12 protein-coding genes are annotated in these 12931 nt (G+C 54.9%); 9 read left to right on the top strand and 3 right to left on the bottom strand.

Annotated features, from left to right (window positions below):
• Positions 1-30 precede the first annotated feature (30 nt).
• From cheR to DFO57_RS06125, 7 genes are all read left to right on the top strand, one after another.
• Complete coding sequence (cheR, locus tag DFO57_RS06155) at positions 31-903, top strand: protein-glutamate O-methyltransferase CheR (RefSeq protein ID WP_013026103.1); 873 nt, start codon at positions 31-33, stop codon at positions 901-903.
• Positions 903-1952, top strand: a complete 1050-nt coding sequence (locus DFO57_RS06150; protein WP_014605660.1) for a chemotaxis response regulator protein-glutamate methylesterase — start codon at positions 903-905, stop codon at positions 1950-1952. The genes cheR and DFO57_RS06150 overlap by 1 nt, the downstream gene beginning before the upstream one ends.
• A 40-nt stretch (positions 1953-1992) precedes the next feature.
• On the top strand, positions 1993-2382 hold the full coding sequence (cheY, locus tag DFO57_RS06145) for a chemotaxis response regulator CheY (protein ID WP_013026101.1): 390 nt from the start codon (positions 1993-1995) through the stop codon (positions 2380-2382).
• Between the two features lie 9 nt (positions 2383-2391).
• A complete protein-coding gene (gene cheZ / locus DFO57_RS06140; protein WP_014593904.1) occupies positions 2392-3033 on the top strand; it encodes a protein phosphatase CheZ in 642 nt (213 codons plus the stop codon).
• Positions 3034-3235: 202 nt separating this feature from the next.
• Positions 3236-4387 (top strand): flagellar biosynthesis protein FlhB, encoded by a 1152-nt coding sequence (gene flhB, locus DFO57_RS06135; RefSeq protein ID WP_014605661.1) that lies wholly within the window; start codon positions 3236-3238, stop codon positions 4385-4387.
• A complete protein-coding gene (gene flhA, locus DFO57_RS06130; RefSeq protein ID WP_014593902.1) occupies positions 4380-6473 on the top strand; it encodes a flagellar biosynthesis protein FlhA in 2094 nt (697 codons plus the stop codon). Before flhB ends, flhA begins: the two co-directional genes overlap by 8 nt.
• A complete protein-coding gene (locus tag DFO57_RS06125) occupies positions 6470-6862 on the top strand; it encodes a flagellar protein FlhE (protein WP_015700157.1) in 393 nt (130 codons plus the stop codon). The genes flhA and DFO57_RS06125 overlap by 4 nt, the downstream gene beginning before the upstream one ends.
• Positions 6863-6957: 95 nt before the next feature.
• On the opposite strand, the gene aqpZ is transcribed toward DFO57_RS06125, so the two are convergent.
• Both aqpZ and argS read right to left on the bottom strand, forming a co-directional pair.
• Complete coding sequence (gene aqpZ, locus DFO57_RS06120; protein ID WP_015700158.1) at positions 6958-7653, bottom strand: aquaporin Z; 696 nt, start codon at positions 7651-7653, stop codon at positions 6958-6960.
• Between the two features lie 304 nt (positions 7654-7957).
• Positions 7958-9688 carry an arginine--tRNA ligase gene (argS, locus tag DFO57_RS06110; RefSeq protein WP_014605664.1) on the bottom strand — a complete coding sequence of 577 codons (1731 nt, stop codon included), beginning with the start codon at positions 9686-9688 and terminating at the stop codon, positions 7958-7960.
• A 629-nt stretch (positions 9689-10317) separates the two neighbouring features.
• Between argS and DFO57_RS06105 the strand changes: the two genes are divergently transcribed.
• Positions 10318-10878: a VOC family protein gene (locus DFO57_RS06105; protein ID WP_013026094.1), complete on the top strand. Its 561-nt coding sequence runs from the start codon at positions 10318-10320 to the stop codon at positions 10876-10878.
• Here DFO57_RS06105 and DFO57_RS06100 read toward each other — a convergent pair.
• On the bottom strand, positions 10875-12017 hold the full coding sequence (locus DFO57_RS06100; protein WP_110015177.1) for a MalY/PatB family protein: 1143 nt from the start codon (positions 12015-12017) through the stop codon (positions 10875-10877). The two genes, DFO57_RS06105 and DFO57_RS06100, sit on opposite strands and share 4 nt — an antisense overlap.
• Positions 12018-12103: 86 nt before the next feature.
• Here DFO57_RS06100 and cutC point away from each other — a divergent pair, with 86 nt between their 5' ends.
• On the top strand, positions 12104-12856 hold the full coding sequence (gene cutC, locus DFO57_RS06095; protein WP_110015176.1) for a copper homeostasis protein CutC: 753 nt from the start codon (positions 12104-12106) through the stop codon (positions 12854-12856).
• Positions 12857-12931 lie beyond the last annotated feature (75 nt).

Genomic DNA, 12931 nt, shown 5'->3' with positions numbered 1-12931 from the left:
CAACAGGTTTAGTTCAGGCCAGGTGCAAAGATGAAGAAATCGACGTTATTAGATCAACCGGAAGCGACGACGCTGCTGTCACAAATGGTGCAGCGTCTGCCCCTGTCCGATACCCATTTTCGCCGTATCAGCCAGCTCATCTATCAGCGTGCGGGTATCGTGCTGGCCGATCACAAGCGCGAGATGGTTTACAACCGTCTGGTTCGTCGTCTGCGCACGCTGAATATCGATGATTTTGGTCGCTATCTGGCCCTGCTGGAAAATGATCCAAACAGTGCTGAGTGGCAGGCGTTTATTAATGCGTTAACCACTAACCTGACAGCGTTTTTCCGCGAGGCGCATCATTTTCCAATCCTTGCGGAGCATGCACGTAAACGTCAGGGAAATTTTAGCGTCTGGAGTACGGCAGCGTCCACCGGCGAAGAGCCTTACTCTATCGCGATTACGTTGGCTGAAACCTTAGGCATGGGACCGGGTAAATTCCAGGTACATGCCAGCGATATCGATACCCAGGTTTTGGAGAAAGCCGTGGCGGGCGTTTACCGCCAGGAAGAGCTGCGTACGCTGTCGCCCGCGCAGTTACAGCGTTTCTTTTTACGCGGTACAGGTCCACATGCTGGCATGGTTCGTGTCCGTTCCGAACTGGCGAACATGGTGAACTATACCCAGCTTAACCTGCTGGCAAATGACTGGGCCTTACCGGGACCGTTCGATGCGATCTTCTGCCGCAACGTAATGATCTATTTCGATAAAGAAACACAAGAAAAAATTCTACGTCGTTTTGTTCCTCTGCTTAAGCCCGGCGGCATTCTCTTTGCCGGACACTCAGAGAACTTCAGCCAGATTAGTAAAGAGTTTTGGCTGCGTGGGCAAACCGTGTATGGACTGACGAAGGAAAGATGATGAGCAAAATTACCGTGATGTGCGTAGATGACTCTGCGCTGATGCGGCAACTGATGACCGAAATCATCAACAGTCATCCTGATATGGAAATGGTGGCTACGGCCCCGGATCCGTTAGTGGCACGCGATCTGATTAAACAGTTTAATCCGCAGGTGTTAACGCTGGATGTTGAAATGCCGCGCATGGACGGCCTGGACTTTCTTGAAAAACTGATGCGTTTACGGCCCATGCCCGTGGTCATGGTGTCATCCCTGACGGGACAGGGCTCAGAAATCACGCTGCGCGCGCTGGAGTTAGGTGCGATCGATTTCGTGACGAAGCCGCAGCTAGGCATTCGTGAAGGCATGCTGGCCTATAGCCAGATGATTGGCGACAAAATTCGCGCGGCGGCCCGGGCGCGCCTGCATGTTCGTAACGTCATGCCCGCGCCGGTCACGCTGAAAGCCGGCCCGTTGCTGAGTAGTGAAAAGTTGATTGCCATTGGTTCATCAACCGGCGGCACAGAGGCGATTCGCCACGTTTTACAGCCGTTACCGGCCACCAGTCCGGCACTGCTGATTACGCAACATATGCCACCGGGCTTTACCCGATCTTTTGCCGAGCGGCTGAACAAGCTGTGCCAGATCACGGTGAAAGAAGCGGAAGATGGCGAGCGTATTCTTCCCGGCCATGCCTACATCGCGCCTGGCGCAATGCACATGGAACTGGGGCGCAGCGGGGCGAACTACGTGGTGAAGCTGAATGAAGGCCCCCCGGTTAACCGGCATAAACCTTCAGTGGATGTCTTGTTTAAATCGGTTGCGATTAACGCCGGGCGTAATGCCGTCGGCGTCATCCTGACCGGTATGGGTAACGATGGGGCAGCAGGCATGCTGGAAATGCATCGTGCCGGCGCCTGGACCATCGCGCAAAATGAAGCAAGTTGTGTCGTTTTTGGCATGCCACGCGAGGCGATAGCCAGCGGTGGCGTGAGCGAAGTAGTAGATTTAAGCAACATCAGCCAGCACATGCTGGCGAAAATTAGCGCCGGACAGGCATTGCGTATATAACCAGGCCCGTCCTGCCGGGCGAGATAACACAGGAGTAGATATGGCTGATAAAAACATGCGCTTTTTGGTAGTGGACGACTTCAATACGATGCGTCGTATTGTACGTAACCTGCTGAAAGAGCTTGGTTTCAATAACGTAGAAGAAGCGGAAGACGGCGTTGATGCGCTAGGCAAGCTGAAAGCAGGTGGTTTCGATTTCGTTATCTCTGACTGGAACATGCCAAATATGGATGGCCTGCAACTGCTGCAGACTATTCGTGCCGATGCTGCCATGGCGAGCCTGCCAGTTTTAATGGTGACGGCAGAAGCGAAGAAAGAAAACATTATTGCTGCTGCTCAGGCGGGTGCAAGCGGCTATGTAGTCAAGCCGTTTACTGCAGCCACGCTTGAAGAAAAGCTGGGCAAAATTTTTGAAAAACTGGGTATGTAAGGAGATGTGATGAGCGACCTTCCGAAATCAGCTGAGCAAGCCGCGGCACACGATATCATTTCCCGCATCGGTTCACTGACCCGCATGCTGCGTGACAGTCTGCGTGAGCTGGGGCTGGATCAGGCCATTGCAGAAGCTGCTGAAGCCATTCCTGACGCCCGCGACCGTCTGGACTATGTAGTGCAAAAGACCGCTCAGGCGGCCGACAGGGCGCTGAACAGCGTCGAAGCAGCGCAACCGCACCAGGACAAAATGGAAGCGGGCGCGATTGCGCTGAAAGGACGCTGGGATGCGTGGTTTGAAAATCCAATTGAACTTGCCGACGCACGCGAGCTGGTGACGGATACGCGTGAGTATTTAGGGGAAGTGCCTACGCACACCTCTTTTACTAACAAGCAGTTGCTCGACATCATGATGGCGCAGGATTTCCAGGACCTTACTGGTCAGGTCATCAAGCGCATGATGGATGTGATCCAGGAAATCGAGCGCCAGCTGTTGATGGTGCTGCTGGAAAACATGCCAGAAGTGAGCGCCGAGAAACGTCAGGTTGGCACCACGCTGCTTAACGGACCTCAGGTCAATGCCGCTGCGCCAGGCGTCGTGGCGAATCAGGACCAGGTTGATGACCTGCTGGACAGCCTGGGTTTCTAACCGCGAGTCTGTCTGGTCATCGCCGATCCGTTAACGGTTGGCGATTGCCGCCCCTTCTAAGATGGCCTGTTTCTGACAGGCCACTTCTCTTTTCTCTTTTGCCATCCGTGAAAGAGCGCGCATTTTTCACGTTTTATCCACGCTTTAACCAAACCCAAATTTGGCATTCTATGCTCAGAATTCCTGCCAACCGAGGTTTGTGGTGTCAGAAAATAGCGACGAAGAAAAAACAGAATCGCCCACGGCCCACCGACTTGAGAAAGCACGTGAAGAAGGCCAGATTCCGCGTTCGCGCGAGTTGACCTCATTACTGATGCTGTTAGCCGGCATCATGATTTTATGGGTCGGCGGTGCCATGATGGCCCACCGGCTGGCCGCGATGGTGTCAACCGGATTACGATTTGACCATGCCATGGTGACCGATGACAAAATCATCATTGCGCATGTGGGCAATCTGATTATGCAGGCCATTGCGGCGCTGCTCCCGCTGCTGGGCGGGCTGGTTCTGGTCGCGATTGCCTCGCCAATGCTGCTGGGCGGCGTGGTGATCAGTGGAAAATCCATTAAGGTCGATTTTGGCAAACTGAACCCGCTGTCTGGTTTAAAGCGTATGTTTGCCGCTCAGGCCTGGACCGAACTGTTTAAAGGCATCCTGAAGACTATTCTGGTCGGTTGTGTTGCAGGCTGGTACGTCTGGAGCCACTGGCCCGATATGCTGCGTCTGATTGCCGAATCACCGACAACGGCACTGATTCACGGCATGGATATGATTGCCATCTGCTGCTCGCTGGTCATGCTCGGGTTGATCCCCATGGTGGGCTATGACGTTTTCTGGCAACTGTACAGCCATTTTAAAAAGCTGCGCATGTCGCGTCAGGAAATTCGTGATGAACATAAACAGCAAGAGGGTGATCCGCACGTGAAAGGGCGCATCCGCCAGCAGATGCGCGCAGCCGCCCGACGTCGCATGATGGCCGATGTTCCCAAAGCCGATGTTATCGTCACCAACCCAACGCACTACTCGGTTGCCTTGCAATATAACGAGAAAAAGATGAGCGCGCCGAAGGTCATCGCCAAGGGCGCAGGGGATATTGCCTTACGCATTCGTGAACTGGGCGCGGAACACCGTATTCCGGTTCTGGAAGCGCCGCCACTGGCGCGTGCGCTGTACCGACATACTGAAATTGGACAACACATTCCGGGTGCGCTCTATGGCGCCGTCGCGGAAGTGCTGGCCTGGGTCTGGCAGCTACGTCGCTGGAAGCGCGAAGGCGGCCTGATCCCGGTAAAACCTAAAGACCTGCCGGTCCCGGCAGAGATGGACTTTGCAGGAGAGAACACAAACGATGGCTAATCTGGCCGCTAAATTACGCCTACCGGGCAACTTCAAAGATATGCAGTGGCAGGTGCTTGCTGGCCCGGTACTGATCATCATGATTTTATCGATGATGGTTCTGCCGTTACCGCCATTCATCCTTGATCTGTTGTTCACCTTCAACATCGCCTTGTCGATCATGGTGCTGCTGGTGGCGATGTTTACCCAGCGCACGCTGGAGTTTGCGGCGTTTCCAACCATCCTGCTGTTTTCGACCTTGCTGCGCCTGGCGCTTAACGTTGCCTCAACCCGTATCATTTTACTGGACGGCCACACCGGGGCCGCCGCCGCCGGACGGGTGGTGGAAGCCTTTGGCCACTTCCTGGTCGGGGGCAACTTTGCCATCGGTATTGTGGTGTTTATCATCCTGGTGATTATCAACTTTATGGTTATCACCAAAGGTGCTGGCCGTATCGCTGAAGTGGGCGCGCGCTTTGTTCTTGACGGGATGCCCGGTAAGCAGATGGCCATCGACGCCGACCTGAATGCCGGTCTGATCGGTGAAGATGAAGCGAAACGCCGCCGTGCTGAAGTCACCCAGGAAGCCGACTTCTACGGTTCAATGGACGGTGCCAGTAAGTTCGTACGTGGTGATGCCATCGCCGGCATTTTGATCATGGTAATCAACGTGATTGGCGGGCTGTTGGTCGGTATCGTGCAGCACGGCATGGATGCAGGACATGCGGCAGAAACCTATACGTTGCTGACTATCGGTGATGGTCTGGTTGCTCAGATCCCGGCGCTGGTTATCTCGACTGCGGCGGGTGTTATTGTGACGCGCGTGGCAACCGATCAGGACGTCGGCGAGCAGATGGTTGGCCAGCTGTTTAAAGATCCTCGCGTACTGATGCTGAGCGGCGGCGTAATCGGTTTGCTGGGCCTGGTGCCGGGCATGCCGAACTTCGTTTTCCTGCTGTTTACGGCGGCCTTACTGGGGCTGGCATGGTGGTTACGCGGCCGCGAAATGCAGCCGAAAAAGAGTGTCGAATCACCCAGCAGCCTCACCAAATCTATGGAAACACCCGCATCGGCCGAGGCGTCCTGGACCGATGTACAGCTGGAAGATACCCTGGGAATGGAAGTGGGCTATCGCCTGATTCCGATGGTCGATCATAATCAAAACGGTGAACTGCTGGGGCGTATCCGCAGTATCCGTAAGAAGGTGGCGCAGGACGTCGGCTTCCTGCCACCGGTGGTGCATATCCGTGACAATATGGAATTACCGCCGGCCCGCTATCGCATTTTGATGAAGGGCGTAGAAATTGGCAGTGGTGACGCGTATCCGGGGCGCTGGATGGCGATTAACCCCGGCACCGCAGCGGGCACCTTGCCGGGTGAAGCCACCGTCGATCCGGCGTTTGGCCTGGCGGCCGTGTGGATTGATGGCGCGCTGAAAGAGCAGGCCCAGATCCAGGGCTTTACCGTGGTCGAAGCCAGTACGGTGGTGGCAACCCATCTTAATCATCTGATTGGTCAGTATGCCAGCGAGCTGTTTGGTCGTCAGGAGGCGCAACAGCTGCTGGATCGCGTCTCGTCTGAAATGCCTAAACTGACTGAAGATCTGGTGCCGGGCGTCATTACCCTGACAACCCTGCATAAAGTGCTGCAAAACCTGCTGGTGGAGCGCGTCTCTATTCGCGACATGCGCACCATCATTGAAACGCTGGCAGAGCACGCGCCGGTTCAAAGCGATCCGCAGGAGTTGACCAGCGTGGTGCGTGTCGCGTTGGGTCGTGCAATCACCCAACAATGGTTCCCGGGCAACGGTGAAGTTCAGGTTATTGGCCTGGATGCTACGCTGGAACGCCTGTTACTGCAGGCTCTGCAGGGCGGTGGTGGGCTGGAGCCGGGGCTTGCCGATCGTCTGCTGGCCCAGACGCAGGAAGCCTTACAGCGTCAGGAGATGATGGGCGCGCCGCCGGTCTTACTGGTAAACCATCCATTACGTGCGTTACTGGCGCGCTTCCTGCGTCGCAACATGCCGCAGCTGGTTGTGCTGTCCAACATGGAATTAAGTGACAATCGTCAGATTCGCATGACCGCCACCATCGGAGGCAAACAATGAGATCGATGATGCTGTTTGCACTGCTCCTGCCGCTGTCTGCCCTGGCCGCTGACGGCGCCTGGAGCGCCAGCGCGGCGGGCCCGCTGATGGCCAATCGCGGTAGCTGGCAATCCTCACAGCCCTTAACGCCGCCGGGCGACGTAAAAGGGGCAATGACCGTGGTGAACTGGCGCTATCAGCTCACCCGGCCTGCGCCATCGGGCCTGCAGGTCCGGCTTTGTGCGGCGCAGCGCTGTACCGAACTGGACGGTGCCAACGGCGCGACGCGGGGTCTGACCGGCGTGACCGCGGATGAAACATTGCATATGGTGTTTGGTTTCGCTGGAAGCGGCAGCTTACCGCCCGGGCTGAAAGTGGTCAGTACAGACGTGACGGTTAATTACCAGTAAGCCTGATTATTTCATTGTTAAGACAGACCGGCAGCGATCGTGCAGGCGTGCACGATCGCTGCCGGTCTGCATAATGAAGTCATTTTCGCATTAAATCAGTCTGTGCTTAGCAGCAGAAAACGAGAGATCAATCCGCCAGCCACACCGCCCACCATCGGCACCAGCCAAAACACCCACAGCTGCTGCAAGGCCCAGGTTCCCTGGAACAGCGCCATCGCCGTACTGCGCGCCGGGTTTACCGACGTATTGGTCACGGGGATGCTAATTAAATGAATAAGCGTTAAGGCCAGGCCAATGGCGATGGGCGCGAAACCCGCGGGCGCGCGTTTATCGGTCGCCCCCTGAATAATGATCAGGAAAAAGGCGCTGAGTACTAGTTCAGTGACCACTGCTGCACAAAGGCTGTAGCCCCCGGGAGAGTGTTCGCCAAAGCCGTTAGCCGCGAACCCGCTGGTGGTGGCATCAAAATCAGACTGACCACTTGCAATCACATACAGCACGGCCGCCGCCGCGATACCGCCCGCGACCTGCATAATGATATAGGGCAAAATGGCCTGATATCCGATACGGCCGCCCGCCCATAAACCCAGCGTGACGGCAGGATTAAAATGGCCGCCCGAAAGATGACCAACAGCAAAAGCCATCGTCAGTACGGCAAGGCCGAAAGCCAGAGCCACTCCGGCAAAGCCAATCCCGGTTTGCGGAAAGGTTGCCGCCAGCAGGGCGCTTCCACAACCTGCCAATACTAACCAGAATGTGCCTATGAATTCGGCAAACGCTTTTTTAATCATCAATTTAGTTTCCTTTCTCGTTAACAGGTCAAGACCTGATGAAATGCGGGCTTATAGTAGAGCGCGCGCATCAGAAAGGAATAACCCCATGATCTTACGCAGATAAACAGGACATTATGGCGGCATGGGCCAGTTTGTCCGTTGCTATGCATCATGATGTCTGGTTTTCAGGCGATAGCGGGCCGATTCATATCGTGGGCAGAGCGGGCGGCGAAAACAGCGGTCGCGGAAATCATGACGCGGCGGCGGGGAAGGCAGGGAAGGCAGGCGCCGGGCCACGGTGGGCACTCAGCGCCTGAAGAGGTTACATGCGATCGACGGTTTTGATACCCAGCGTGTCCAGCCCCAGTTTCAGGGTTTTGGCGGTCAGGGCAGCAATCTGTAACCGGCTCTGACGGGTCGCTTCATCTTCGGCCGCCAGAATCGGGCAATGCTCGTAGAAGCCGGAGAACAGGCCAGCCACGTCATAGAGGTACGCACACATCACATGCGGCGTGCCGTCACGGGCAACCTGAGTAATGACTTCTTCAAACTGCAGTAGGCGTGTAGCCAGCAGGGCTTCACGATCGTCCGTCAGGGTGATGTCGGCCTGAATCGCGTCGGCTTCAATACCGGCCTTACGGAATACCGACAGGACACGCGTGTAAGCGTACTGCATATAAGGCGCGGTGTTACCTTCAAACGCCAGCATGTTGTCCCAGTCAAAGATATAATCCGTGGTGCGGCTCTTTGACAGATCGGCATATTTTACAGCGCTGACGCCGACGACTTCCGCAAGTGCACGCCGCTCTTCTTCGCTCATCTCCGGGTTTTTTTCGCTGACCAGCGAGTAAGCACGATCGTAAGCTTCATCCAGTAGATCCGAAAGTTTGATGGTGCCGCCGCTGCGGGTCTTAAACGGACGACCGTCTTTACCCAGCATCATGCCAAATGCATGGTGCTCAAGCGGCACAGATTCAGGCACATAACCGGCTTTACGCACGATGGTCCACGCCTGCTGTAAATGCTGATGCTGGCGCGAGTCGATGTAGTAAATCACCCGATCGGCATGCAGCGTTTCGTAGCGGTATTTGGCGCAGGCAATATCGGTAGTGGTGTAAAGATAGCCGCCGTCTTTCTTCTGAATGATGACGCCCATAGGCTCACCTTCTTTATTCTGGTATTCATCCAGAAAGACCACGGTCGCACCTTCGCTCTCAACGGCTAACCCTTTCGCTTTCAGGTCGGCAACAATACCCGGCAGCATGTCGTTGTAAAGGCTCTCGCCCATGACATCTTTGCGGGTCAGCGTGACGTTAAGGCGGTCATAGATATGCTGGTTCTGGCTCATGGTGATATCAACCAGCTTTTTCCACATCTGGCGGCAGTAGTCATCGCCGCCTTGTAACTTCACCACGTAGCGACGTGCGCGCTCTGCAAATTCCGGATCTTCATCGTAGGTGCGCTTGGCTTCACGGTAAAACCCTTCTAAGTCAGCCAGCGCCATTTCGGCATGGTTTTCGTTCTGCTGTTTCTCAAGGAAAGCTATCAGCATACCGAACTGCGTTCCCCAGTCGCCAACGTGGTTGGCACGGATGACGTTATGGCCCAGAAACGCCAGAGTGCGGACAGCGGCATCACCAATAATGGTGGAGCGGACGTGGCCGACGTGCATTTCTTTCGCGACGTTCGGGGCAGAGTAATCCACGACGATAGTCTGAGGTTCAACGCGGGCGACGCCGAGTCGCGGATGCTGAAGGGCATTCCTGGCATGTTCTGCCAGCCAGCCACGATCGAGAAAGATATTAATAAACCCGGGTCCGGCAATCTCAACCTTGCTGGCAATACCGGTAAGATCCAGATGTTGAATAACAGTTTCAGCTAATTGTCGCGGCGCCTGGCCCAGTTTTTTAGCCACGGCCATGATGCCGTTTGCCTGATAATCACCAAACTGAACTTTGGCCGACTGGCGAACCTGAGGTTCGCAATCGGAGGGAGCACCAGCCAGCACCATAGCCTGACTGACTTTTGCGGAAAGAAGCGCCTGAATATTCACCGGGTTACCTTACATATGCTAAGAAAAGCACGCTGACAGCGCAGCGCGCTTCATCCTCATTCTGCCGGAGGCGATAACCAGAGTCATCACCAGGCAGAACGGAAAAAAATGAGGGGAAAAGTATACGTGAATTGTCAGCTTGAGTCAGTAACTGGATAAACGCGGAGAAACAGAGCTAAGGATGTTTCCCAAAGGATTAGCGGCGGCGCGCGCGGCGCGCATTTTTAACGCTTTTGTCTTCTCGCACCTTCCAGTGGCGCGCAAGGGCAAATCCCATCAGTGCGATCAATGTTGCCACTACGATGAGCATAGTCATAAAAACTTTCCTTATAATGGTATTGATGCAAATTTATAAGAAAGGTGACGCGGCTGCAATCATGTTGGCGGCAAATGGGAATTGTCTTATGGCATTAATTAACGTTAATTTAAACAGATAGTTAGGTGGTTTTTGTCAACTTAAGGGTGGATCTAAAAAGAAGATAAGTCTGAATTGAAAGCGTAATTTATCTGCTTTAATGGAAAAGAATCACGTAAATAAGATGAATCTCACCATTATGTCGTTTAGGATTTAATGCTAACAATGAGTTACGATATTTAAGTCTGTAAATTTTAGAGGGGCAGAGGCAACCGTGAGCACCACCTTTCCATCAGAACTGGACGATTTACGCGAAGATTTGGCCGCTTTCGAACAACGGTTACAAAGTTTTTCACAGCGACTCGGATTAGATAATGCCGGACTCGATGTCGATCATGTCGCGGTTCGCTGTCACCAGAACACCACCGCCGAACGTTGGCAGCAGGGTCTGGCGAAAATGGGCCAGCAATTTTCGGCAGCGATGATCAATGGTCGTCCTGTCTGCCTGTTCAAACTGCATCAGCCGCTCCAGATTGCCGGCTGGCATATCGACGTGGTGGAGTTACCCTGGCCCGGCGAGAAACGCTATCGCCATGAAGGCTGGGAGCATGTGGAAGTGGTATTAAGGGGCGAGCCAGAAACGCTTGGGATGCGGGCAATGGCGTTGCTGTCCGACCATGCGCTGTCCCAACCCGGTATTTCGTTCAAGACCAGCTCGCCAAAAGGGGAAAATGAACGTTTGCCTAATCCTACCCTCGCAGTAACCGACGGGGAAACCACGATAAAGTTTCACCCGTGGAGCCTGGAAGAGATCGTGGCCAGTGAGCAGTCCTAACCCAGGGCGTCAACCGCGCGTTTAAGCCGCTTTGCCGCTTCTTCCAGCAGTGCGCGTGGACAACCGAAGTTGATACGCACGAAACGATCATCGCCAAAATCGCGGCCCGGTGAGAAACCCAGCCCGTACTTTTCAAAATAGAGTGCCGGGCTGGCAACCGGTAATGCGCTGGCATCAATCCAGCCGAGATAGCTGCCTTCTGGTGACACCATCGAGAGTCCGGGGAGCGCATTGACCTGTTCAACCAGCCAGTCACGATTACCGCGCAGATAGTCCAGCTGTGCAGCAAGCCAGTCATCATTGTCGCGCCAGGCAACCTCTGCGGCCACCAGCGCCAGAATATCAACCGAGGGAACGATGCCCTGGCGGACGGCGTTGAAACGTTCACGCAGTACAGGGTCAGGGATGATGGCGACGGATGCGCCCAGGCCTGCGATGTTAAAGGTTTTCGAGGGCGAAAGCAGCGTGACGCTGCGCCGGGCGGCATCGTCGCTCAGGGAGGCGAACGGGATGTGTTGCAGGCCCTGTGTTAACAGCAGGTCGCAATGGATTTCGTCAGAACAGACAATCAGGTCGTGCTGCTGGGCAAACGCCAGCTGGGCCTCCAGCTCTTCCCGGCGATAAACCGTACCGCCAGGATTCTGGGGATTACACAGCATCAACAGCTTTTTGTCCTGCATTTTCCCTTCGGCCGCGCTCAGGTCCATGACCCAGCGCCCGTCCTGTAATATTAATGGCAGACTCAGCTGGTCGCGTTCCGCCAGTTTAGCGGCAGAGCGAAAAGGGGGATAAATCGGTAAGGGTGCCACGGTACCTTGCGGTGGCTGAGTAAAGGCGCGGACCGACAGATTTAAGCCGCAGACAACGCCGGGCAAGACAACAACCCATTCGGGATCGACCTGCCAGTGATAACGTGATGCACAGCGGGCGATAAGGGCCGCAATCAACCCCTGGGGCTTATCGCCATAGCCGAAAACGCCGTGGTCAACGCGGGCTTTAATGGCTTCAATGATACGCTCAGGCGATCGGAAATCCGTATCGGCGACCCACAGTGGCAGAATATCCTGACCCGCATATTTGTGCCATTTAAGACTATCACTGTGACGGCGGTCTATCCGTTGGTCAAAATTGAATGTCATAGTTAGTTTTCCACGTAAACTGTTCTAAGGGATAAGCGTACCTGACGAATTTGGCGTGAACAGGAAGCCATGTAAAGGAGAAGACAATGACGACACTGGAAATTTGTTGCTATGGGGTGGATTGTGCATTAACCGCCCAGCAGGCGGGAGCCGATCGCATAGAGCTTTGCGCCGCGCCGCGTGAAGGCGGGCTGACGCCTTCTGCAGGCATGCTGGAGGTCGCCCGTCGTAACATTTCAGTTCCGGTGCATCCTATTGTTCGCCCTCGCGGTGGCGACTTTTGCTATTCCAGCCGTGAATTTGAAACGATGAAGTCAGACGTGGCGCGTATCCGTGAGCTGGGTTTTCCCGGCATCGTTCTGGGCATGCTGGATGAAGATGCCAATATCCATGCCAGTCAGATGCGACAAATCATGGCCCTGTGCGACGGGATGGCGGTGACTTTTCACCGCGCCTTCGATCTGTGCCATCGGCCCAAGCGTTCGCTTGATGTGCTGACGGATTTTGGCGTCAGGCGCATCCTGACATCTGGCCAGCAACAAAGCGCGGAAAACGGAATTGCATTATTGAGGGAACTTAATGAATACAGCGCAGGTCCAATCATTATGGCCGGTGCTGGCGTTCGCCTCAGCAACCTGCAAAAGTTTCTGGATGCGGATATTCGCGAGGTACACAGCTCGGCCAGCCACCTTGTGGCATCCCCGATGCGCTACCGTAAAGTGGGCGTTTCCATGTGTTCCGAAGCCGAAATTGATGAGTTCAGCCGCTACTGCGTCGATGGCGATGTCGTTGAGGCAATGAAAAGTGTGATGCAAATGAATACCGCCCGGGTGGCTTGATTCATGACCAGTTTTGCCGCGCAGCACGCCGATTGATGACGTGATGTTTGCAAGTACCAAACCCCAGTAAATTTG

This window comes from Pantoea sp. AG702 (assembly GCF_003182295.1).
Taxonomy (GTDB): Bacteria; Pseudomonadota; Gammaproteobacteria; order Enterobacterales; family Enterobacteriaceae; genus Pantoea; species Pantoea ananatis.
This window is presented reverse-complemented; position numbering and strand designations above follow the sequence as displayed.